Origin of the sequence: Streptomyces sp. NBC_00726 (assembly GCF_045161735.1) — a bacterium.
In the GTDB taxonomy this organism is placed as follows: domain Bacteria; phylum Actinomycetota; class Actinomycetes; order Streptomycetales; family Streptomycetaceae; genus Streptomyces.
The window spans coordinates 1,902,738-1,926,264 of the sequence record NZ_CP108983.1 but is presented as its reverse complement, the minus strand read 5'-3'; the positions used below and the strand labels follow the sequence as shown (position 1 = coordinate 1,926,264).

Sequence of the window (23,527 nt, the reverse complement as noted above, 5' to 3'; positions counted from 1 at the left end):
CTACGTCTGCGGCGGCGTCCGCTGGGTAGGCCGTCACTGTCCTGTTCTCCACGGCCAGGAGGCCACCATGCCCGCCATCGCGCAGCGCCCGCTCTCCGCCCTCTCCAAACAGGCATCCGGTCCCGCCCCGCTGATCAGCGCGTCGCCCGCCACCCTGCCCGGCCCGCTCACGAGCGAACCGCCGCTCGCCGACGCCATACCCCTGACCAGCGAGCCCCCGCTCGCCGAGGCCACCCCCCTGACCAGCGAGCCGCCGCTCGCCGTCCTCGCCCCGCTGACCAGCGAACCGGCCGCGTCCGGCTGCGCGTGGGGCACGGAGTCCCCAGGAGTCTGAATGGGCTTGTCCCGGCTCGCCGCACTGCACGGCGTCGCCACCTCCTTCTCCCCGTCCGCCGGCGTCACCGGGCCCGTCCCCGAGACCACGGTCGTCGCCGTGCTCGGCGCGCTCGGCGTCGACGCCACGACGCCCGAAGCGGTACGCGACGCCCTCGCCGCCGCCGAGTCGGCCGCCCGCACCCGGCTCCTCCCGGACACCCTGGTGGTGTGGTCCGGCGAACCGCTGCCGCCCGCGCTGACCGGACTGCCGCCCGGCACGGAGCTGACCGTCCGGCCGGAGGAGACGGAGGAGGAGGCGGAGGGCCCCGGGGGCGCCCGGACGGGTGCGCATCCGGCCGGTCCGGGAAGCGCCTGGTGGGCCGAGCCCCCGCTCGGGGTGCACCGGCTCACCGCCCGCACCCCGGACCGCGAGCCGCAGCACTGCACGCTCGTCGTCGCCCCGGCCCGGGCGCCGCAGCCGCCCGCCCGCACCCACGGCTTCCTCGTCCAGCTCTACTCGCTGCTCTCCGCCCGCTCCTGGGGCATGGGCGACCTCGGTGACCTCGCCGACCTCGCCGCCTGGTCCGGCCGCCGGCTCGGCGCCGGCTTCGTCCAGGTCAACCCGCTGCACGCGGCGGTGCCCGGCGACCCCACCGACCCCTCGCCCTACCGCCCGTCGTCCCGCCGCTTCCCCGACCCGGTGCACCTGCGCGTCGAGTCCGTCCCGGAGTACGGGCAGGTGACCGACCCGGTCGCGCTGGACGCGCTCCGCCGCAAGGGTGCCGAGCTGCGGGAAGCCGTTCTGGACAAGGGCGCCCTCATCGACCGGGACGCGGTCCGGGCCCTCAAGCGGCAGGCCCTCGACCTGGTCCTCGCGGTCCCCCTCACCCCCGGCCGGCACGCCGAATACTGCGACTTCCTCGCCGCCCAGGGCCGCCCCCTGGAGGACCACGCCCTGTGGTGCGCGATCGCCGAGGTGCACGGCCCCGACTGGCACGGCTGGCCCGAGGAGCTGCGCGACCCCCGCTCCGACGCCACCGCCCGCGCCCGGGCCGAGCTGCTGGACCGGGTCGACCACCACTGCCGGCTCGCCTGGCTGACCGCCACCCAGCTCGCCGACGCCCAGCGCGCCGCCCGGGAGGCCGGGATGCCCGTCGGCGTCGTCCACGACCTCGCGGTCGGCGTGCACCCCGGCGGCGCCGACACCTGGGCCCAGCAGGACGCCTTCGCCCACGGCATGTCCGTCGGCGCGCCCCCGGACGCCTTCAACGCGCGCGGCCAGGACTGGGGCCTGCCGCCCTGGCGCCCCGACGCCCTCGCCGCCTCCGGATACGCCCCGTTCCGCGGTCTGCTGCGCGGCCTCCTCGCCCACGCGGGCGCCCTGCGCATCGACCATGTGATGGGGCTGTTCCGGCTCTGGTGGGTGCCCGGGGGCCGCCCGCCCACCGAGGGCACCTACGTCTCGCACGACGCGGAGGCGATGCTCGCCGTCCTGGTCCTGGAGGCGCACCGGGCCGGCACCGTCGTCGTCGGCGAGGACCTGGGCACGGTCGAGCCCGGCGTCCGCGAGGCGCTGGCCCGGCGCGGCGTCCTCGGCACCTCGGTGCTCTGGTTCGAGCGGGACTGGGCGGGCGACGGGCGCCCGCTGGCCCCCGAGCGGTGGCGCCGGGACTGCCTGGCCACCGCGACCACCCACGACCTGCCCTCCACCGCCGCCCGGCTGACCGGTGACCATGTGACGCTCCGCCACCGCCTCGGCCTGCTCGCCCGCCCCCTGGACGAGGAGCTGCGGGAGGACGGCGCGGACACGGCCGAGTGGCTGGCTCTCCTCACCCGGCTCGGCCTGCTCCCCGAGGGCGGCGTGCTCCCCGGCGGCGGGCCGCTTCCCGGCGCCGACGAGGAGGCGGCCGTCCGGGCCGTCCACCGCTTCCTGCTGCGCACCCCCGCCCGGATGACCGGCATCTGGCTGCCCGACACCATCGGCGACCGCCGCCCGCAGAACCTCCCGGGCACCTGGGACCAGTACCCCAACTGGCGGCTGCCCGTCGCCGACGCGGAGGGCGTCCCGGTCACGCTGGAGCAACTGGCCGCCTCACCCCGGCTGCACCGCCTGATGGCCGTCCTGCGCGCCCCGCAGGAGCCCCCGGAGGTCCGTATGCCGTGAGCCGGACCCCGTACGGCACCCCCGGGCGCGCGGCCCGCGCGGGCGTTCGCTACGTTTGCACCGTGGACAAGAAGAACGCTATGCGCGCCGGCGCCGTCGCCGCCGGAACGACGCTGATGATGCTGCTGATGTCGTCCCCCGCGCTCGCGCTCACCCGCGACGACGGCGACGACCCGGGTACCGGCCTGAGCGTGATCGACACGCTCGGCCTGTTCGTCCTGGCGCCCCTCGTTCTCTTCGGCGTCATCGCGGGCCTGGTCATGGTGCTCGACAAGTCCAAGAAGCAGGTCTGACCCAGCCGCCCGGCGACCGGGGCCCCGCCCGGCGGTAGGTTGCGCCCATGACCGAGTGGGACGTCAAGAAGCTCCGCATCCTGCGCACCCTGCGCGACCGGGGCACGGTCACCGCGACCGCCGACGCCCTGCTGATGACCCCGTCGGCGGTCTCGCAGCAGCTCTCCAACCTGGCGAAGCAGCTCGGCGTCCCCCTCCTGGAGGCCCAGGGCCGGCGCGTCCGCCTCACCGACGCCGCCCATCTCGTCCTGCGCCACGCCGAGGCGGTCTTCGCCCAACTGGAGCGCGCCGACGCCGAACTGACCGGCTATCTGCGCGGTGAGGCGGGCGAGGTCCGGGTCGCCGCCTTCGCCACCGCCGTGCCCGCCCTCGTCGTCCCGGCCGTGCAGCGGCTGCGCGCCGACCCCCGCCCCGGCCCCGAGATCCGGGTGTGCGAGGCGGAGGCCGCCCAGGCGTACGAACTGCTCGCCGCCGCCGAGGTCGACCTCGCCCTGTCGCTGGCCGCCGACGCTCCGACGGCCCGCGACCCCCGGTTCACCGTCCTGCCGCTGCTCGCCGACCCGCTCGACGTGGCGCTCCCGGCCGGCCACCGCCTCGCGGACGCGCCCGGGCTGCGCCTCGCCGACCTGTCCGCCGAGCCCTGGATCTACGGCGGCTCGGGCCCCTGGTCGGAGATCACCGTCTCCGCGTGCCGGGCGGCGGGCTTCGTACCCGAGCAGGCGCACAGCGCGTCCGGCTGGACCGCGATCCTCGCCATGGTCGCCGCCGGCCTGGGGGTCGCCCTGGTCCCGCGCATGGCCTCGGTGGAACGGCACGGCCGGGAGGGTGTGGTGATGCGGGTCCTCGACGCGGACCGGCCCCGCCGCCATGTCGTCGCCGCCGTCCGGCGCGGGGGAGCGGACGCCCCGGCGGTGGCCCGGGTTCTCACGGCGCTGCGCGAGGCGGCCGAACCGCACGGGGACAGCACGACCGTTCAGCCTGGCTGAATGATTCATGCGGAAACTTTCGATGGACCTACCGGCTTCCGGCGTACGACAGTGAACGCATGACCACCGAACAGGATGAGATCCGGCACGACGACCCCCACGCCAATGACGCGGCCCCGTACGGCGGCGGTGACCCCTACGCCGACTACCGCACCGCCGACCTCCCCTTCACCGGCCTCGTGGACCTCGCCGACCGGCGGCTCGGCGCGGGCGTGATCGCCGCCAACGACGAGTTCTTCGCCCAGCGCGAGAACCTGCTCGTCCGGGAGCGCGCGGTCTTCGACCCCGAGCACTTCGGCCACAAGGGCAAGATCATGGACGGCTGGGAGACCCGCCGCCGGCGCGGCGCCGACGCGGACCACCCCTTCCCGGCCCCCGACGCGCACGACTGGGCGCTGATCCGGCTCGGCGCCCCCGGCATCATCCGCGGCATCGTCGTGGACACCGCCCACTTCCGCGGCAACTACCCGCAGCGCGTCTCCGTCCAGGCCACCTGCGTCGAGGGCGCGCCCGGCCCGGAGCAGCTGCTCGCCGACGACGTGAAGTGGGAGGAGATCGTCCCCCCGACCCCCGTGCGCGGCCACGCCGCCAACGGCTTCGAGATCACCGGCGGACGCCGCTACACCCACATCCGCCTCTGCCAGCACCCCGACGGCGGCATCGCCCGCCTCCGCGTGCACGGCGAGGTCGTCCCCGACCCGTCCTGGCTGGCCACGCTCTCCACGTTCGACCTGATCTCGGTCCTGAACGGCGGCAGTTACGAGGACGCCTCGGACCGGTTCTACTCCTCGCCGACCCAGATCATCCTGCCCGGCACCTCGCGCAAGATGGACGACGGCTGGGAGAACCGCCGCCGCCGGGTCCGCGACACCAACGACTGGGTCCGCTTCCGGCTGCCCGCCCAGGGCGCCGTCCGCGCGGTCGAGATCGACACCGCCTACCTCAAGGGCAACGCGGCCGGCTGGATCGCCCTCCAGGGCCGGGACGGCGAAAGCGGCGAGTGGTTCGAGATCATCCCGCGCACCCGCCTCCAGCCCGACACCCCGCACCGCTTCCCGCTGCCGGACGAGGCCGTGGTCACCCATGTACGGCTCGACGCCTTCCCGGACGGCGGCGTCGCGAGGATGCGCCTGCACGGCTCCCTGACGGAGTCCGGCGCGGCGGACCTCAGAGCCCGCTACGAGGCGTCCGCCTCGTAACCCCCCCCGCCCCGCCCGGCGGACGGCTGCGCTTCAGCGCCTGTCCGCCGGGCGGTTTCCAGCTTCGTTACGCGGTCGCCGCCGCGTCCGCCGTGCGGGCCCGCAGCGCGCGCTCCACGCCCGAGCGGGACTCCGAGACCAGCCGGCGCAGCCCCGCGCCCGGCTCGGCCGAGGCCAGCCAGGCGTCCGTGGCGTCCAGGGTCTCCTGCGAGACCTGGAGCACCGGGTACAGGCCGATCGCGACCTGCTGGGCCATCTCGTGGCTCCGCGAGTCCCAGACGTCCTTCACCGAGGCGAAGAACTTCTCCGTGTACGGGGCCAGCAGCTCGCGCTGGTCCGTCTGCACGAAGCCGGCGATGACCGCCTCCTGGAGCGAGTTCGGCAGCTTGTCGGACTCCACGACCGACGCCCACGCCTCGGCCTTCGCCTCCTCGCTGGGCCGCGCCGCACGGGCGGAGGCCGCGTGCCGCTCGCCCGCCGCCGTCCGGTCCCGCGCGTACTCGGCGTCGATCTCCTCCTCGTCCATGAGCCCGGTCGCGGCGAGCCGCTGGACGAACGCCCAGCGCAGCTCGGTGTCCACGGTCAGGCCCTCGACCGCCTCGGTGCCGTCGAGCAGCGAGCGGAGCAGGTCCAGCTGCTGGGGGGTGCGGGCGGTGGCCGCGAAGGCGCGCGCCCAGGCCAGCTGGTGGTCGCTGCCCGGCTCGGCCGCGCGCAGGTGCGCGAGCGTCGCCTCGGTCCACTGCGTCAGGCCCGCCTCGCGCCACTCCGGCGTCGCGTACAGGTCGATCGCCGTCTTGACCTGGCGGTGCAGCGACTGCACGACGCCGATGTCCGACTCCTTGCCGATCCCCGACAGGACCAGCGCGAGGTAGTCGCGGGTGGCCAGCTCGCCGTCCCGGGTCATGTCCCAGGCGGACGCCCAGCACAGCGCGCGCGGCAGCGACTCGGCGAAGTCGCCCAGGTGCCCGGTGACGACCCGCAGCGACTCCTCGTCCAGGCGCACCTTCGCGTACGACAGGTCGTCGTCGTTGAGCAGGATGACGGCCGGACGCGCCCGGCCGGCCGGGAACGGCACGGTGGTGCGCTCGCCGTCGACGTCCAGCTCGATCCGGTCCGTGCGCACCAGCTTGCCCTCGGCATCGAGGTCGTAGCAGCCGATGGCGATCCGGTGCGGGCGCAGCGTCGGCTCGCCCTTGGCCCCGGCGGGCAGCGCGGGCGCCTCCTGGAGCACGGTGAACGAGGTGACGTGACCGTTCTCGTCGGTCTCGACCTCCGGGCGCAGGATGTTGATCCCGGCCGTCTCCAGCCACGCCTTCGACCAGGTCTTCAGGTCGCGGCCCGAGGTCTCCTCCAGCGCGCCCAGCAGGTCGGCCAGACGCGTGTTGCCGAAGGCGTGCGCCTTGAAGTACGCCTGCACGCCCTTGAAGAACTCGTCCATGCCGACGTACGCCACCAGCTGCTTCAGGACCGAGGCGCCCTTGGCGTACGTGATGCCGTCGAAGTTGACCAGGACGTCGTCCAGGTCGCGGATGTCGGCCATGATCGGGTGGGTCGACGGCAGCTGGTCCTGCCGGTAGGCCCACGTCTTCATGGAGTTGGCGAACGTGGTCCAGGAGTGCGGCCACCCCGAGCCCTCGGCGTACGCCAGGCAGGCGATCGAGGTGTACGTGGCGAACGACTCGTTCAGCCAGAGGTCGTTCCACCACTCCATCGTGACGAGGTCGCCGAACCACATGTGGGCCAGCTCGTGCAGGATGGTCTCGGCGCGCGTCTCGTACGCCGCGTCCGTCACCTTCGACCGGAAGACGTACTGGTCGCGGATGGTGACCGCGCCCGCGTTCTCCATCGCGCCCGCGTTGAACTCCGGCACGAAGAGCTGGTCGTACTTGGCGAACGGGTACGCGTAGTCGAACTTCTCCTGGAACCAGTCGAAGCCCAGCCGGGTCACGTCGAAGATCGCGTCCGCGTCCAGGTACTCGGCGAGCGAGGGCCGGCAGTAGACGCCCAGCGGGACGGTCCGGCCGTCCTTCTCGTAGCTGCTGTGCACCGAGTGGTACGGGCCGACGATCAGCGCGGTGATGTACGAGGAGATGCGCGGCGTCGGCTCGAACGACCAGACGTCGTCCTGCGGCTCCGGCGTCGGCGAGTTGGAGATCACGGTCCAGCCGGACGGGGCCTTCACGGTGAACCGGAAGGTCGCCTTCAGGTCGGGCTGCTCGAAGCTCGCGAAGACGCGGCGCGCGTCCGGCACCTCGAACTGGGTGTACAGATACGCCTGCTGGTCGACGGGGTCGACGAAGCGGTGCAGGCCCTCGCCGGTGTTGGTGTACGCGCAGTCCGCGACGACCCTCAGCTCGTTGGAGCCGGCCTGCAAGTGCGGCAGTGCGATGCGCGAGTCGCGGAACACCGCCGCGACGTCCAGCGCCCTGCCGTTCAGCTCGACCTCGTGCACCGCGGGGGCGATCAGGTCGATGAAGGTCTCCGCACCGGATTCGGCGGAGTCGAAGCGCACGACGGTGACGGACCGGTAGGTCCCGCCCTCCTGCGCCCCGGAGAGGTCGAGATCGATCTCGTACGCGTCCACGGTCAGCAGGCGCGCCCGCTCCTGTGCCTCTTCGCGGGTCAGATTCGTGCCAGGCACGCGGTCATCTCCTTGCTCTGTGATGTTTCCCGCCATCCTTCCACGGGACGCGTGCCGAGGGCCCGGGGGCAGTGCCCCGGGCCCCGCGGAATCCCGGTGTCAGCCGGCGAGCTCCGCCGCGACCAGCTCCGCGATCTGGACCGCGTTCAGCGCCGCGCCCTTGCGGAGGTTGTCGTTGGAGACGAACAGGGCGAGACCGTTCTCCGCGGTCTCGTCGTTGCGGATGCGGCCCACGTACGAGGCGTCCTTGCCCGCGGCCTGGAGCGGCGTCGGGATCTCGGACAGCTCGACGCCCGGCGCGTCCTTCAGCAGCTCGTACGCGCGCTCCACGGAGACCGGCCGGGCGAAGCGGGCGTTGACCTGGAGGGAGTGGCCGGAGAAGACCGGGACGCGGACGCAGGTGCCGGAGACCTTCAGCTCCGGGATCTCCAGGATCTTGCGGGACTCGTTGCGGAGCTTCTGCTCCTCGTCCGTCTCGAAGGAGCCGTCGTCCACGATGGACCCGGCCAGCGGCAGCACGTTGAAGGCGATGGGGCGCTTGTAGACACCCGGCTCCGGGAAGTCCACGGCCGAGCCGTCGTGCGTGAGCTTGTCCGCGTCGGCGACGACCTTGGCCGCCTGGCCGTGCAGCTCGGCGACGCCGGCCAGGCCGGACCCGGAGACCGCCTGGTACGTGGCGACGGTCAGCGCTTCGAGCCCCGCCTCCTCGTGCAGCGGGCGCAGCACGGGCATGGCGGCCATCGTGGTGCAGTTCGGGTTGGCGATGATGCCCTTGGGGCGGTCCGCGATCGCGTGCGGGTTGACCTCGGAGACGACCAGCGGGACCTGGGGGTCCTTGCGCCAGGCGGAGGAGTTGTCGATCACGACGGCACCCTGCGCGGCGACCTTCTCGGCGAGTGCCTTGGACGTGGCGCCGCCGGCCGAGAACAGCACGATGTCCAGGCCCGTGTAGTCGGCCGTGGCGGCGTCCTCGACGGTGATCGCGCGGCCCTGCCACTCGATGACGGAGCCCGCCGAGCGCGCGGAGGCGAACAGCCGCAGCTCGTCGGCCGGGAACTTCCGCTCGGCCAGGATGCTGCGCATGACTGTGCCTACCTGACCGGTGGCGCCGACGATTCCGACCTTCACAGGAACTCCCTCAGACGTACGAACGGGCACGGTTGCCGGTCCATGATGCGTATGTCCACGCCCGCCTTGTCCAATCCATTGTCCGGCCTGCGGACGAGTGGCGCTCAGCACAGTGGGGCGGGTGCCCGGTGAGCACCCGCCCCACTGCTTTACGGATCACATGTCCGGCACCGTGTGGTTACGGCGTGACCTTCTCGATCACGACGCTGCCGGTGCCCGCCGCGGTGCCCCGGGCGTTCACGAGGCTGACCTCGCCGAAGAACTGCCGCCCCTCGGGAGCCGCGCCGGCCACCTCGACCTCGGCGGCGACCTCGGCCGACGCGCCGGCGGCCAGGTTCACGGCCTTCGACTCGTCCACGGAGATCGTGCCGAGCGACGCGGAGTAGTACACGTCGCGGTAGTCGTACTCGGTGGTCCCGGCCGGGACGTCGTACCCGTCGATGACGACGGTGTACGTGCCGGCGGCCGGCTTCGCCAGGCTGACGGACTCCTCGGAACCGGCCGTGGTGGAGGCGCCGACCTGAGCGGTGCCCTTGTACACGTACAGGTCGAGGTCGGCGTTGGCGTCGGTGGTGCCGCCGATGGCGACGTCCAGCTTCTCGACGCCCTCACCGATGGTGACCTCCTTGGTGTACGTGCCACCGGTGGAGATCGACGGGCGCTCGACCGCGGCCGAGCCCAGCGAACCGCCCTTGAGCTTGCCCTCCAGGGCGCCCGCGTCGTTGGTCACCGTCCAGTCGACCGCCGCAGGGGTGCCGATCTTCGCCTCGGCGATGGTCCGCACCGCCGGGTCGAAGGTCGCGCCGAGCAGCGCCACGTCCAGCTTGTACGGGTTGTCCAGCAGCGGCGACGTGCGCCGGGCCTCGACCTCGATCTCCCAGACACCGGGCTGCGGGTCGGCGTAGGAGCGCGCGTCCGGGCGGCAGGTGTTGGCCGGGTTCTCGTAGTTCGGGTAGCAGAACGGCGTACCGCTGTCGTCCACCGGCACTCCGTACGGGTGGATGGAGATGAAGCGGGTCTGGCTGCCCGAGCGCAGGGCGCTCATCGCGACCTCAAGGGTCCTGGCCCCTTCCGGCACGGTCACGAAGTACGACGTGGTGCCGTTGCGCTGCACCGAGCCGGACGCCTTGAACGCGTAGGACGGCTTCGCCAGGGCCTTGGAGACGACGACGGTCGTCAGGATCTGCTGGTCGGTGCCGGCGGTCTTCTTGTCGTCCAGCTGGAGGATCGCGCTGTGCACGCCCGCGGTCCGCGGCTTCGCCTGGACCTTGACCGTGACCGGCTTGCCGAGCGGCAGCGAGACCTTCTTGGCGTCGACGATCTTGAAGGTGCCGTCGTTGTACTTCCAGGAGAGCTTGTGCGCGACCTTCTTGTCCGGGCCCGTGGTGCGGGTGACCGTGACGTCGTAGGTCTTCTTCTGGCCGGCCTGGAGACCGCCCTCGCGGTCGTACAGGCCGGTGCCGAAGCCCGGGGTCTTCAGCGCGAAGTCGATCGCGGTGTCGACGGGGGCCTTGACCGTGTACTCGTGGGCCGGGGCGCCCTGCTTCTTGATCAGCTTCCAGGCGTCCACGATGTTGATCAGACCGGCGCCCTGGGCGTGCGCGGGCACGTCCTTGATCTTGGTCGCGGTGCTGGTCAGCGCGGTGCGCAGGTCGGCCGGGGGAAGCTCGATGTGCTTCTGCTTCGCGGCGGACAGCAGCAGCGCGGTCGCGCCGGCGGCCTGCGGCGAGGCCATCGACGTGCCCTGGAGCATGGAGTAGCCGGCCGGCAGCGAGTAGCCCGCCTCGGCGACCGGCGAACCGGGCAGCCAGGTCTGCGTCGAGTTGATCGACGCGCCGGGTGCCGTCAGGGTCGGCGTGAAGCCGCCGTCCTCACGCGGGCCGCGCGAGGAGAAGGGCAGCATGTCGTACTTCTTGGTGACGTTGGAGCCGTAGTTGGCGGCCCAGGTCTCCTTGGAGATGGACGCGCCGACCGAGATGACGTGGTCGGCGAGGCCGGGGTCACCGATGGTGTTGACGCCGGGGCCGTCGTTGCCGGCCGAGATGACCAGCTGCACGCCGTAGATGTCGACCAGCCGCTTGTACAGCTCGGAGCGGGCGTTGTTGCCGTCGTTCAGCGGCGGCAGACCGCCGATCGACATGTTGACGACGTCGACGCCGCGGTTCACGACGAGGTCGATCATGCCCTCGGTGAGCGCGATGTTGGTGCAGCCGCCGGACCAGGTGCAGGCGCGCGAGGAGACGATCTTCGCGCCGGGCGCGGCACCGTTCATCTTGCCGCCGAACAGGCCGTTGGCGGCGGTGATGCCGGCGACGTGCGTCCCGTGCTCGGACTCGATGACCCCGATGTTGACGTAGTCGGAGGTGTCGCCGGCCGCGTCGTAGACGACGTCCTCGCGGTTCTCCACGACGAACGGGATGCGCTCCACGACGTCCGTGCGCGGGTCGTCCTTGCCGAAGTAGGAGACCTGGTGCTTCTCCTTGTACGGCTTGAGGGCGGTGTCGTCGCGGAAGTCGCCGTTGTCGTTCAGGTCGACCCGGGAGGCGCCGCTGACCGGGTCGTAGAGCACGGCCCAGGTGTCGGTGGTGTCGCCGTCGCGGTTCAGGTCGCCCGCCATGTCGCCGCCCTTGGTGGCGGACTCGGCGAACAGGGCGATCCGGTACGAGCCCTTGGGCGCGTTGTACGTACGCCCCTTGTACGTGAACACCGGGCCGGAGACGGCGTCCGTCATCCGCAGCCAGGTGCCGTCGCCGTCGCTCACCGGGTCGGTGGCGGTCACCCAGTCGACGATTTTGCGCTCACCGGTGGTGGTCTTCTGGAGCGCGGGGTGACCGAGGTCGACCCCCGCGTCCAGGACGCCGATGGTGATCCCGCGGCCGTCCGCCTTCGGGTGCTGCTTCACGAAGTCGACCGCGCCCGTCTCGAAGGACGGGTTGTACGGGTTCTTCGCCGGCGTCTTCTTCCCGGGGGCCGGGTAGCTGCCGGTGGACTTCGCCTTGCTCTTGGCGCCGGTCGCCCGGTCGGCCGCGGGCGTCGGGTCGTCCAGCACGATCTCCTGCTTGAGATCGATGCCGTGGACGGAGCCGAGCTTGGAGGCCGCCTTGATGGTGGCCTCGGCGGTCGCGGTCGGCACGGTCGCCCGTACGTAACCCAGCTTGTCGTACGCACGTCCCAGCACGGAGCCCTTGACGGCGTCCAGCTGCTTGGTGACCTGCTCGGTCGCGCCGGGAGCGGTCGCGACCATCATCGTGACGTTCTTCTCGCCCTTGGCCTTGGCCTTGGTCAGGACCTCGGCGTCGGCGGTGCCCAGCTTGTCCGCCGGCGCGGTGCCGGCGGCCTTGACGGGGGCGGAGGCCGGATCGTCGGCGGCGAAGACGGGGGCGACACCGGTGGCGGCCAGTGCGGCCACCAGACCGGCGGCGGCCGCCACCCGGGCCGCTCGTCTCGCTCCGGATATGGAGCCGGGGGATTCGGAGGTCATCAGCATCCCTGTATGTGAAAGAGAGAGTCCGGAAATCGGTACCGGATGACCGCTCACCCTTTCGTAAATGACAGGGCTTTGTGGAGAGTTGTGGGGAGCTTGTTGAGTACATGGCGGAATTCCGCCACCGGTGCGGAAGCGTCAGCAGGGACGAACGGGCTGATACGGGACACAAATTCAGCCATGTGACGTGAGGGGCCGAGGCGTGAGGTGTGGGGCCCCGGTTCAGCGGGGAAGGATCATCACGTACGCCGCCGGCTCCCGGTCCGCCGCGGCCATCAGCGCTGTCCGGACCACGGCCGCCTGCTGCCCGGGCGCGTCCCGCAGCTTCCGCGGCGAGAGGTGTACGACGGTGACGCCGAGCCGTTCCAGATGCTCGCGCCGCGCCGCGTACGCCGACCACTCGGCCTCGTGCTCCCGGTCATGGCGGCTGTGGCGTGGGGCCCGGGCGTCCAGCTCCACCGCGACCGCCTCGTCGGGCCAGTAGGCGTCCACCCGGCCCAGATGCGGGCCGCCGGGCAGCCTCAGGTCCACGTTCCACAGCGGCTCCTTGAGCCCGTGCGCGCGCACCATGGCGTACAGCCGCTCCTCCGCCATCGCCCGGCCCTCGGCGAGCAGCGAGTCGACCGCGCCGACCACCTGGGGCCGGCCGAGCACCTTGGCCCGGTGCAGCTCGCCCACCAGCACGGCCGGTTCGCAGTGGCCGCCGCGCACCGCCTCGGTGAGCAGCCGGCGCACCGTGACCGCGTCCCCGAGCCCGGCCACCGCGTCCGCCAGCGCCCGCGCCACCGGGGCCACCGGCAGCCCGTCCACCCACTCCGGGCCCGGCGGCTCGGCGGTCCGCAGCAGCCGGGCGTATCCGGCCGAGCGCAGCCGCCGTACCCGGGGCACCAGCACATCGACCCGCGCCATGGAGACGGCGGGCGGCGCGGCGGCGAAGCCGTGCAGCGAGAGCGCGGCGAGCCCGGTGAGCACCGCGTCGCCGTACGCCGGGTCCGCGGTGCGCGCGGGGGCCGCGCGCCGCCCGGAGGCCGGCGGGCGGCCCGCGTACAGCAGGGCGGACCGCAGCCGCTCCCGGCCGCTGAGCGGACCGGGGTGCAGCACGAAGACCCCGGGCAGCGGCTGCTGCCAAGGCCCGCCGTCCCGGCACCGCTCCGCCGCCCGCCCGACGGGCACCCCCATGGCTTTCAACTGGGCGGCGGAGACAACGCGTTGACGCCCATGGGCGGGAGCGGGGCGGCCGGACTGGAGCGGGGTGTTCTGGGTCATGCTCCGGTGTATCCCGCCGACTGGCGTGACCTTAACCCCTGTTACAGGGCCGTCGACATACCCGGACAAGAACACCGTTCTGCATCGCCGCCCGGCCGGGCGCCCTACGCCACCGAATCCGCCGCCTGCGCCCGCAGGCCACGCGCCAGGTCGTCCCGGGCCTCCAGCACCAGCCGCCGCAGCGCCGGCGCCGCGTCCGCCCGGGCCGTCAGCCACGCGTCGGTCGCCTCCAGCGTCGCCGGGTCGTCCTGGAGGGACGGGAACAGCCCCTTGACCACGGCCATCCCGATCTGGATCGACCGCTCGGCCCAGACCCGCTCGATCGCCTCGAAGTACCGCGCGGCGTACGGCGCCAGCAGCTCTCGCTGGGAGGACTGCGCGAAGCCCGCGATCGTCGCCTCCACCAGCGCGTTGGACAGCGCGTCCGATTCCACGACGTCCGCCCACGCCCGGGCCTTCACCTCGGCGGACGGCCGCGATGCCAGGCACCGCACCTGGTGCCGCTTGCCGGACGCCGTGTCGTCCCGGGCCAGCTCCGCGTCGATCGCCGCCTCGTCGGCCGCGCTGTGGGCGACCAGCGGCGACAGGAACGCCCAGCGCAGCTCCTGGTCGACGTCGAGCCCGTCGATCCGGGCGGTGCCGTCGAGCAGCCCGGCCAGCAGCTGGAAGTCGGTGTCCGACGCGGCGACCGACGCGAAGAACCGGGCCCAGGCGAGCTGGTGCTCGCTGCCCGGCTCGGCCAGCCGCAGTTCGCCGAGCGCGCCCTCGGCCAGCGCCCGGCCGCCCTCCTCGCGCCACCCGGGAGCCGCGTAGTGCACGAGCGCGCCGCGCGTCCAGGCGTGCAGCATCTGGAGGACGCCGATGTCCGTCTCGCGCCCGGCGAAGGCCAGGACCAGCGCGACGAAGTCACGGGCCGGCATCAGCCCGTCGCGGGTCAGGTTCCACAGTGCGGACCAGCACAGGGCGCGGGCCAGGGGGTCCGTGATGTCGCCCAGGTGCGCGCGCAGGGTGGCGAGCGACACCTCGTCGAACCGCACCTTGCAGTACGTCAGGTCGTCGTCGTTGACGAGGATCAGCTCGGGCCGCTCGGCCCCCGCCAGCTCCCCGATCACGGTGCGCGGACCCGACACATCCGCCTCGGCACGCGCGTAACGCACCAGCTCACCCTCGGTGTTGCGGCGGTACAGGCCGACGGCGACCCGGTGCGGGCGCAGCTCCGGGTGGGACTCGGCGGCCTCCTGGAGGACGGCGAGCTCGGTGATCCGGCCGGCCGCGTCGTAGGTGGCGACCGGGGTCAGCGAGTTGACGCCCGCGGTCTGGAGCCAGGAGCGCGACCACGCGGTCATGTCCCGGCCGGACGTCTCGGACAGCACCGACAGCAGGTCCCCGAGCCGGGTGTTCCCGTAGGCGTGCTTCTTGAAGTAGCGCCGGGCGCCCTCCAGGAACGCCTCCCGGCCCACGTACGCCACGAGCTGCTTGAGGACGGAGGCGCCCTTGGCGTACGTGATCCCGTCGAAGTTCAGCTTGGCGTCCTCCAGGTCACGGATGTCGGCCGTGATCGGGTGGGTGGACGGCAGCTGGTCGGCGCGGTACGCCCAGGACTTGCGGTTGTTGGCGAAGGTGATCCAGCCGTCCTCGAAGCGGGTCGCGCCGGTCATCGCGAAGACGCCCATGAAGTCCGCGAAGGACTCCTTCAGCCACAGGTCGTCCCACCACTGCATGGTGACGAGGTCCCCGAACCACATGTGCGCCATCTCGTGCAGGATGACGTTGGCCCGGCCCTCGTACGCCGCCTGCGTCACCTTGCCGCGGAAGATGTACTCCTCGCGGAACGTGACACAGCCCGGGTTCTCCATCGCGCCGAGGTTGTACTCCGGCACGAACGCCTGGTCGTACTTCCCGAACGGGTACGGGTAGTCGAAGTTGTCGTGGAAGAAGTCCAGGCCCTGCTTGGTGATCAGGAAGACGTCGTCGGAGTCGAAGTGCTTGGCGAGCCCCTTGCGGCACATCGCGCCGAGCGGGATGTCCAGCGTCGTGCCGTCCTCGAAGGTCCGGCGGTAGGAGTCGGTGACGTAGTGGTACGGACCGGCGACGACCGCCGTGATGTACGTCGAGATCGGCTCGGTCTCCGCGAACCGCCACACCCCGCCCTCGCGGGACTCCTCCGCGCCGTTGCTCCACACCGTCCACTCGGCGGGCGCCGTCACGCGGAAGCGGTACGGGGCCTTGAGGTCGGGCTGTTCGAAGTTGGCGAAGACACGGCGCGCGTCCGCCGGCTCGTACTGGGTGTAGAGGTAGACCTCGCCGTCCTCCGGGTCCACGAAGCGGTGCATGCCCTCGCCGGTCCGGCTGTACGCGCACTGCGCGTCGACCACCAGGACGTGGGCGCCCTCCGCCAGGTCCGCCAGCGCGATCCGCGCCCCGTCGAACACGGCCGCCGGGTCCAGCGCGGTGCCGTCCAGCGTCACCGCGCTGACCGAGGGGGCGATCAGGTCCGCGAAGGTCGACGCGCCGCCGCGCGCCGCGCGGAACCGGATCGTCGTCACCGAGCGGAAGGTCAGCGGACCGTCCGCCGTGTCGTCCCCGCCGGGTCCGCCGGTCGCGGAACGGACGTCGAGTTCGACGTCGTAACCGTCGACGGTCAGCAGCTCGGCCCGCTCATGGGCCTCGTCTCGGGACAGGTTCTCGCCGGGCACGGCACACTCCTTTGTGTCACGTTCGAATAGTTTGATCCTCGCATGCCGCCTCCCGGCCGGGCACTCGGGAATGGCCGGGGCGCCCCGCGGCGTTCTCGCGCACGGAGTGAGATCGGTCCGCTTGAGGAGAGACATGTCTGACAACAGCACGGCAACCGGCAAGACCCCCGTCGACTTCTGGTTCGACCCGCTCTGCCCCTGGGCCTGGATGACCTCCCGCTGGATGCTGGAGGTGGAGAAGCTCCGGGACGTCGAGGTCCGCTGGCACGTCATGAGCCTGGCCGTGCTCAACGAGGACCGGCTCGAAGAGCTGCCCGCCGAGTACCGCGACATGCTGGAGAACAAGGCGTGGGGCCCGGTCCGCGTCGTGATCGCCGCCCAGCAGCTGCACGGCGACGAGGTCGTCGGCCCCCTCTACACCGCGCTCGGCACCCGCTTCCACAACCGGGGCGAGGGCGTCACCCGCGAGGCCGTCGAGGCCGCGCTGAAGGACGTCGGCCTGCCCGTCGAGCTCGCCGCCCACGCGGACTCCGACACCTACGACACCGAGCTGCGCGCCTCCCACAAGGAGGGCATCGAGAAGGTGGGCCAGGAGGTCGGCACCCCGGTCATCGCCGTCCCCGGCGCCGACGGCGAGCAGATCGCCTTCTTCGGTCCGGTCGTCACCCCGGCCCCCAAGGGCGAGGAGGCCGCGAAGCTCTGGGACGGCACCCTGATGGTCGCCTCGATCCCCGGCTTCTACGAGATCAAGCGCACCCGCACTCAGGGCCCGATCTTCGACTGACCGTCCGCTCCGTCGCGGGGGCCGGTTCCCGGCCGGCCCCCGCGACTCGGCGAACCCCCAGGTCAGAAGGGGGCCCATTGGTACGATCACCCGTCGGCGTCGCTGGACGCCGGCGACAGGTGACCATCCCATGGAGACGACAGTGCGGCGCCCCCTCATACCCCTCGTCCTGCTCACGGCGCTGCTCTGCGCGGGCTGTTCCTCCGCACCGGAACCGGCACCGGCGGCCGCCCGCGCCACGGAGGAGCCCGCGACGATCGACAGCCTCGAAACGGACCACGGGGCAGCGGTACGGGCCGCGGTGACGAAGACGAAGCGGAGCAGTGCCCGGATCACCGAGGAGATCGAGGTGGGCGACGGGATCAACTCCTTCGTCCTCTCCGTCGACGGTGACTTCGACTGGGCGGCCGACCGGGGGCGCCTCACGGTCCGGCTCCGCGGCGAGGACACCCCGGACAAGACGTCGCCCCGGATGGACGAGGTCTTCCGCGACGGCACCGTCTACGTCACCGGACTCGCCCAGCTGGAGGAGGGCTCCTGGGGCGCGATGCCCGAGGACGAGCTGGAGGCCCACTACGCGCTGCGCGCCCCGGGCAATGACCCCCGGCACGTCCTGGCACAGATCGCGCGGATGCGGGACGTCGCCAAGGCCGGCGAGGAGCGCGTGAACGGCGTCGCCGCCGTCCGCTACAGGGGCACCCTCGACCAGGAGGCCGTCACCCTGCGGATGGCGCAGGACATGCGCGAGAAGGTCGACACCATCCGGGACCTCACCGGTGAGGTGGCCGTCGACGCGGACGTCTGGATCGACGCCCGGGGCCGGATCGTGCGCACCCGGCTCGACTGGCCGCTGGCCGGGGCGAGCGTCCGGGCGACGATGGACCTGGCGAAGCACGGGCTCGCCGTCGAGGCAGCCGCGCCGGACGAGGCGGAGACCGTCCCGCTGTCGATGCTCGGCGGGCCGCTGCCCGGCTGAGCCGTACCCGCGCGGCTGTGACGCCACCGTGACGCGATATGTGACCTGGCACACAGCACACCCCGGGCGCCCTTTGATCTTCTGGGCGGATGCGCCCCGCCTCCGCCCTCATCCTGTGTGCCGCCCTCGCGAGCACCGCGCTGCTCACCGGATGCGGGAAGGAGACCGCCGGAGCCGCCGCCTCGCCCGGCGCGACCTGCGCCTCCCTCGCCCCGCTCCCCGACCCCGAAGGGCGGACCTGGGACAACGCCCGGGTGGTCAGCGGCAAGTGCGGGCCCTCCGGCGCCCCGTCCACCGGGTTCGAGGTCACCAACACCGAGAAGGAACCGCTCACCTTCACCCTCACGTTCTCCCTGGTCAACGGGTTCGGCGAGGCCATGGACACCATCACGCGCACCGTGGAGGCGGTCAAGCCCGGCCAGACCGTGCGGCGGCCCCTGGACGCGGCGGACGGACCGGGCTCGGCCCGCACGTACCGGGCCAGGATCATGAAGGTCCGGGCCGTCCCGGCGGACGGGGCGGCGGGCGGCGGCTGCCCGTCCTCCGGGGTCCGCATCACCAACGACCGGGGCGACGCCGCGATGGGGCTGCGCGTCGTGGGCATCCACCTCACCAACTGCTCCACCGCCGACTACGAGCTGAACGGCTACCCCGCGCTCCGGCTCCTCGACGAGGACCGCGACCCGGTGCGCGGGGTCGAGATCCTGCACGGCACCACCGCGATCTCCACCGGCATCGGCGGCGACGCCGAACCCCGCCCCGTCACGCTGCGCCCCGGCGAGAGCGCGTACGCCAACCTCGCCTGGCGCAACACCACCACGGACGGCGACCCGGTGAACGCCCCCTACGCCGAGGTCACCGCGAAGCCCGGCGCCGAGCCCGTGACGGTCACCCCGGAACTGGACCTCGGCACCACGGGCCGGCTCGGCGTCGGCCCCTGGACGAAGACCCCGGCGGACACGGCCGGACAGACCGGCGAACGCCCCGGTCAGGAGTAGAAGTCGCGCGGCCAGGCGTGCTCGGCCAGGACCGCCAGCTGCTCAGCGGTGAGCGGCCGCCCGTCGCTGAGCGCGGTGTTGCGCTCCACGTTCCGGACGCTGCGCATCCCCGGGATCACCGTGGACACCGCCGGGTGGCTCAGGACGAACCGCAGCGCGTGCTCCGCGATCGCGTCCGGCGCGATGCCCAGGTCCGCCACGATCGCCGCCACGCGCCGCTCGACCTGCGCCGGGCGGTCGCCCCGGAAGTAGCGGTTGCGGAAGTCGCCCTCGGGGAACGTCGTGCCGGCGGTGATCCGCCCGGTCAGCCCGCCCTCGTCCAGCGCGACCCGGACGATCACGCCGACCCCGTGCTCCGCGCAGGCCGGCAGCAGCTCCTCGGCGGGCGCCTGGTCGAACACGTTGTAGATGACCTGCACGCTGTCCACGGCCCCGCTGCGCACGAGCGCGACCGCGCTCTCCGGGGAGTGGTCGTTGACGGAGACCCCGAACAGGCGGATCTTGCCCTCCCGCTTCAGCGCCGCGACGGTCTCCAGCCAGTCCCCGCGCCCCAGCCACTCGTCGTTCCAGACATGGAACTGGAGCACGTCGAAGTGGTCCAGGCCGGACGCGGCGAGGCTGGTCTCCAGGCTGCTGCGGATGTGCTCCCCGGGGAACGTGTCCGCCGGGTCCAGCCCGTCCGCCGCCGGCCACTCCCCGTTCCTCGGCGGCACCTTGGTCGCGACCAGCACCTCGTCACCGGCCCGCTCGCGGACCAGCTGCCCGACGATGCGCTCGCTCTCCCCGTAGCCGCGCGCGGTGTCGATCAGGTTCACCCCGAGATCGACGGCCCGGTGCAGGGCCCGCAGCGACTCGTCCCGCGTCGCCCCCACCCAGCTGGACTCCCCGATGCCCCAGGCCCCATAGCCGATCTCGGACACCGAAAGCCCGCTGCGTCCCAGCTCGCGATAGCGCACAGCCATCCTCCACGTCGTCGTCCCGTTCCGGGCAAATCAGCACGACGATAGGGGAGTTGCGGGAAGCGGGCAGCTGGTTTTACGGGGTGCTCAGCCGGCCGCAGGGCTGTGCACGGAGACCGGGTCGCCGACCCGTATCACGCCCTCGCGGACCACCGCGTTCTTCGCGCCGAAGCTGAGCTTGTTGCCGAACTCCGGCTCCCTGCGGTACGTGGCCAGGGTGCGCACCGGCTCCGGGCCGGCGCGGCGGCCGGTGCGCTGGTCGACGAGCGGGACGTTGCACCGCATCGCCCGTACCGAGTAGGCGAGTTCCGCGGTGCCCACGGTCATCCGCGCCACCCGGTCCTCGAAGTGCGGCTCGTCGTCACCGGTCAGCACGATGTTGGGCCGGAAGCGGTCCATGGGTACGGGCGCGGCGTCGCTCCGGGCCGCGATGCGGGCGTTGAGCCCGGCGAGCGAGGCGGTCGAGGTGACCAGGACCGCGTGCGCGTCACCGAAGTTGACCTTGCCGGGGGTCTCGCCCCAGCCGTCCCGGTCGAAGCCGGGGACCACCCGGACCAGCCGGCACGCGGCCCCGAGCGCGTCGGAGAACCACCGCGCGGCCTCGTCGCCCTGGTCGACGGCCTCCCCGAGGTCCCGGCCGAACATGCTGACCTCGCGGCGCGGCCCGTCCGGCGCCACCTCCAGGCGCAGCGGCCCGGCGGTCTCCGAGGACAGGTCGAGGGCCGCCCCGGCGTCGCGGACCCGGACCCCGATCGCCGCCATCGCGGGATGGGTGCGCTGGCTGCGGAACGCGCCGTCGGCCGCGTCGACCACCATGAACATCCGGTCGTGTTCCAGGCCGGTGACGGTGACCCGCGCCGAGTCGACCCGGGTCCCGGCGCAGCCCTTGACGGGGTAGTACACCAGCTCGTGGACGGTGATCGTCATGACGTGGTCCTCATGCCGGACATCATGGCAGCCGGGCCCGGACCACAGAGAGGCCCCCGCCTGTCACGTCCAGGCGGGGGCCTCCCCTTCATCCGCCTGCCGGTGAAGGTTGAGAAGACGATCACGAGGCAGGACGTCCGGTGTGTCCCGCGCGCGGGACGTCGGCTCAGGGGGCGAGCAGCAGCACGTCCGCGCGCTCCTTGGCGGCGGCGTAGCGCTTCGCCACGTCCTGCCAGTTGACGACGGCCCACATCGCCTCGATGAAGTCGACCTTCTGGTTCTTGTACTGGAGGTAGAAGGCGTGCTCCCAGGCGTCGAAGACCAGGACCGGGACGGAGCCCTGGCCCACGTTGCCCTGGTGGTCGTAGACCTGCTCCACGATCAGCTTGCCGCTGACCGGTTCGTACGCGAGGACGCCCCAGCCGGAGCCCTGCGTGGTGGCCGCGGCCTTCGTCAGCTGGGACTTGAAGCCGGCGAAGGAGCCGAACGACTCGGTGATCGCGTCCGCGAGGTCGCCGACCCCGTCCGCGGCCAGCGGCTCGCCGCCGCCGTCACCGGTCATGTTGTGCCAGTAGATCGAGTGCAGGATGTGGCCGGACAGGTGGAAGGCCAGGTTCTTCTGGAGGCCGTTGATCGCTCCCCACGCCTCCTTGTCCCGCGCCTCCTCCAGCTGCTCCAGGGTGTCGTTGGCGCCCTTCACATAAGCGGCGTGGTGCTTGTCGTGGTGGAGCTCGATGATCTGCGGATTGATGACCGGTTCGAGCGCGGCGTAGTCGTACGGGAGTTCCGGGAGCGTGTACGTGGCCATTGGTTTCGAACCCTCCAACTGCTGACAAGTTGTTATTGCAACCTCTATGCAACAGCAGGCTAACAGCAGGAATGCGAAACACCGGGTCAGCCCTTCGGCTTAGGACCCGGTGTTTCGTACGGTTTTACGGGGTTACGGCTCAGGCTCCGGCGCGCCGCCGTTGGCGTACGGCCCCGATCGCCGCCAGGGCCACCGTCAGCGCACCCGACGCCAGCAGCTGGTCGCGGGTCGAGGGCTGGCGGAGCATCAGGACGAAGATGCCGGCCATGGCGAGCAGCGCCACCACCGTCAGCCCCGGGAACAGCCACATCCGCACCACCAGCTTCCCGGGCGCCTCGCGCTCCAGGCGGGCGCGCAGGATCAGCTGGGACACGGCGATGAAGATCCAGACGACCAGGATCACCGCACCGGTCATGTTCAGCAGCCAGGGGAAGACGTCGTCCGGCCGCCAGTAGCTCAGCAGCACGCACAGGAAGCCGAAGACGGACGAGACCAGGACCGCCGTGCGCGGCACCCCGCCGGAGACCCGGCCCAGCCGCTTCGGGCCCTGGCCGCGCGCCACCAGCGAGCAGGCCATGCGCGAGGCGCCGTAGATGTTGGCGTTCATCGCGGAGAGCAGGGCGGCCAGGATGACGACGTTCATGATCTGCGCGGCCTGGCCGATGCCGAGGTGGTCGAGCGCCGCGTAGAACGGCCCCACCTCCACCACCTCCGGGTCGTCCCAGGGCACCAGCGTGACGACGACCGCCATCGAGCCCACGTAGAACAGCGCGATCCGCCACATCGCCGTCCGCACGGCCTTCGCGACGCCCCGCACCGGGTCCTCGGACTCCGCGGCGGCGATGGTGACCGTCTCCAGACCGCCGTACGCGAAGACGGAGGCGAGCAGCCCGATGACCAGGCCGTCCGGGCCGTTCGGCAGGAAGCCGCCCGCGCCGCTGAGGTTGGCGGTGCCCGGCGCGTCCGTGCCCGGCAGCACCCCCAGGACCGCCAGCACGCCGAGCACCAGGAACAGCGTGATCGCGGTGACCTTGAGCGCGGCGAACCAGAACTCGAACTCGCCGAACTTCGTCACCGAGGCCAGGTTCGTCCCCAGGAACACCACCATGAACAGCGCCACCCAGGCCCACTCCGGGGTCCCCGGCAGCCAGCCCGTCACGATCTTCGCCGCGCCGATCCCCTCCAGGCCCACCGCCGTGCAGAGCAGCACCCAGAACGCCCAGCCCGCCGTGAACCCGGCCCACGGCCCGATCGCCCGCTCGGCGTGCACCGAGAACGAGCCGGACGCCGGATGGGCCGCCGACATCTCGCCGAGCATCCGCATCACGAGCATCACCAGCAGCCCCGAGACGGCATACGCGACGACGACCGAAGGGCCCGCGGCCGCGATGCCCGCGCCGGAGCCGACGAACAGCCCGGCGCCGATGACACCGCCCAGGGCGATCATCGACAGATGGCGTTGCTTCAGCCCGTGCGACAGGGACGAGCCGGGGCCGGCGTCCGGCGCGGCGGCCGGGGAGCCGGTGGGGGAGGGCGCGGAGGTCCGGGACATGGACGAGCTCTGTTCGGTCGGTGAGACGGGGACGTCCGCCCAGTCTGGACACGTGATCCGCTCGCCGGTAACCACCGTCCGCTATACGGTCACCGGGTCCACGCCGGGCGTACACACGGCGGCGGACGGTGGGCCACCGTCACGTACCGCGCTTTTAGAGGGAGTTCACAGTCCCGCTTCCGCGCGGCTTCCCGGCCCGCCCCGGACACATCCCCGCTCACCTCCGTGACAAGCATCACGCTCCGGGATGATTGCGCCGCACTTCTTGTGCGAACCCCACCAACGCCCCGATCGCCGCTTTGTGGGCCGCCGACGGTGATCGGGCTCGGTCCGGTCGGATAGCGTCACGGG

Annotated in this window: 17 protein-coding genes; 8 read left to right on the top strand and 9 right to left on the bottom strand. The window is 72.4% G+C overall.

Annotation, left to right across the window (positions count from 1 at the left end; all coding sequences use genetic code 11):
* Positions 1-67: 67 nt before the first annotated feature.
* The 5 genes from OG338_RS08615 (at position 68) to alc (ending at position 4,957) form a co-directional block, all read left to right on the top strand.
* Positions 68-334: a hypothetical protein gene (locus tag OG338_RS08615; RefSeq protein WP_405936746.1), complete on the top strand. Its 267-nt coding sequence runs from the start codon at positions 68-70 to the stop codon at positions 332-334.
* Positions 335-2,479 carry a 4-alpha-glucanotransferase gene (gene malQ / locus OG338_RS08610; protein WP_405936745.1) on the top strand — a complete coding sequence of 715 codons (2,145 nt, stop codon included), beginning with the start codon at positions 335-337 and terminating at the stop codon, positions 2,477-2,479.
* Between the two features lie 62 nt (positions 2,480-2,541).
* Positions 2,542-2,772, top strand: a complete 231-nt coding sequence (locus OG338_RS08605; protein ID WP_026171913.1) for a hypothetical protein — start codon at positions 2,542-2,544, stop codon at positions 2,770-2,772.
* Between the two features lie 47 nt (positions 2,773-2,819).
* Entirely contained in the window at positions 2,820-3,758 is a 939-nt protein-coding gene (locus OG338_RS08600) for a LysR substrate-binding domain-containing protein (RefSeq protein WP_405936744.1), read from the top strand.
* A 59-nt stretch (positions 3,759-3,817) separates the two neighbouring features.
* The gene (alc, locus tag OG338_RS08595; protein WP_405936743.1) at positions 3,818-4,957 is read left to right on the top strand and encodes an allantoicase; all 1,140 of its coding nucleotides are present in this window, start codon (positions 3,818-3,820) and stop codon (positions 4,955-4,957) included.
* Positions 4,958-5,024: 67 nt separating this feature from the next.
* Here alc and pepN (OG338_RS08590) read toward each other — a convergent pair whose 3' ends face one another.
* The 5 genes from pepN (OG338_RS08590) to pepN (OG338_RS08570) all read right to left on the bottom strand — a co-directional run bounded on the left by pepN (OG338_RS08590) (position 5,025) and on the right by pepN (OG338_RS08570) (position 16,172).
* Positions 5,025-7,598 carry an aminopeptidase N gene (gene pepN, locus OG338_RS08590; protein WP_405936742.1) on the bottom strand — a complete coding sequence of 858 codons (2,574 nt, stop codon included), beginning with the start codon at positions 7,596-7,598 and terminating at the stop codon, positions 5,025-5,027.
* A 99-nt stretch (positions 7,599-7,697) separates the two neighbouring features.
* Positions 7,698-8,726 (bottom strand): aspartate-semialdehyde dehydrogenase, encoded by a 1,029-nt coding sequence (locus OG338_RS08585; RefSeq protein WP_405936741.1) that lies wholly within the window; start codon positions 8,724-8,726, stop codon positions 7,698-7,700.
* Between the two features lie 178 nt (positions 8,727-8,904).
* On the bottom strand, positions 8,905-12,213 hold the full coding sequence (locus tag OG338_RS08580; RefSeq protein ID WP_405936740.1) for a S8 family serine peptidase: 3,309 nt from the start codon (positions 12,211-12,213) through the stop codon (positions 8,905-8,907).
* A gap of 219 nt (positions 12,214-12,432) precedes the next feature.
* Positions 12,433-13,476, bottom strand: coding sequence for a hypothetical protein (locus OG338_RS08575; RefSeq protein WP_405936739.1), 1,044 nt, complete (start codon positions 13,474-13,476; stop codon positions 12,433-12,435).
* 104 nt (positions 13,477-13,580) lie between these two features.
* Positions 13,581-16,172 carry an aminopeptidase N gene (gene pepN / locus OG338_RS08570; protein ID WP_405936738.1) on the bottom strand — a complete coding sequence of 864 codons (2,592 nt, stop codon included), beginning with the start codon at positions 16,170-16,172 and terminating at the stop codon, positions 13,581-13,583.
* Positions 16,173-16,305: 133 nt separating this feature from the next.
* Between pepN (OG338_RS08570) and OG338_RS08565 the strand changes: the two genes are divergently transcribed.
* The 3 genes from OG338_RS08565 to OG338_RS08555 all read left to right on the top strand — a co-directional run bounded on the left by OG338_RS08565 (position 16,306) and on the right by OG338_RS08555 (position 18,930).
* Positions 16,306-16,956: a DsbA family protein gene (locus OG338_RS08565; protein WP_405936737.1), complete on the top strand. Its 651-nt coding sequence runs from the start codon at positions 16,306-16,308 to the stop codon at positions 16,954-16,956.
* Positions 16,957-17,086: 130 nt separating this feature from the next.
* Entirely contained in the window at positions 17,087-17,932 is an 846-nt protein-coding gene (locus tag OG338_RS08560; RefSeq protein ID WP_405936736.1) for a hypothetical protein, read from the top strand.
* 89 nt (positions 17,933-18,021) lie between these two features.
* A complete protein-coding gene (locus OG338_RS08555) occupies positions 18,022-18,930 on the top strand; it encodes a DUF4232 domain-containing protein (protein ID WP_405936735.1) in 909 nt (302 codons plus the stop codon).
* On the opposite strand, the gene OG338_RS08550 is transcribed toward OG338_RS08555, so the two are convergent.
* The 4 genes from OG338_RS08550 to OG338_RS08535 all read right to left on the bottom strand — a co-directional run bounded on the left by OG338_RS08550 (position 18,921) and on the right by OG338_RS08535 (position 23,176).
* Positions 18,921-19,886 carry an aldo/keto reductase gene (locus OG338_RS08550; protein ID WP_405940362.1) on the bottom strand — a complete coding sequence of 322 codons (966 nt, stop codon included), beginning with the start codon at positions 19,884-19,886 and terminating at the stop codon, positions 18,921-18,923. The two genes, OG338_RS08555 and OG338_RS08550, sit on opposite strands and share 10 nt — an antisense overlap.
* A gap of 90 nt (positions 19,887-19,976) precedes the next feature.
* On the bottom strand, positions 19,977-20,816 hold the full coding sequence (locus tag OG338_RS08545; RefSeq protein WP_405936734.1) for an MOSC domain-containing protein: 840 nt from the start codon (positions 20,814-20,816) through the stop codon (positions 19,977-19,979).
* Between the two features lie 166 nt (positions 20,817-20,982).
* The gene (locus tag OG338_RS08540; protein ID WP_018103172.1) at positions 20,983-21,624 is read right to left on the bottom strand and encodes a superoxide dismutase; all 642 of its coding nucleotides are present in this window, start codon (positions 21,622-21,624) and stop codon (positions 20,983-20,985) included.
* 139 nt (positions 21,625-21,763) lie between these two features.
* Positions 21,764-23,176, bottom strand: a complete 1,413-nt coding sequence (locus OG338_RS08535) for an amino acid permease (protein ID WP_405936733.1) — start codon at positions 23,174-23,176, stop codon at positions 21,764-21,766.
* Positions 23,177-23,527 lie beyond the last annotated feature (351 nt).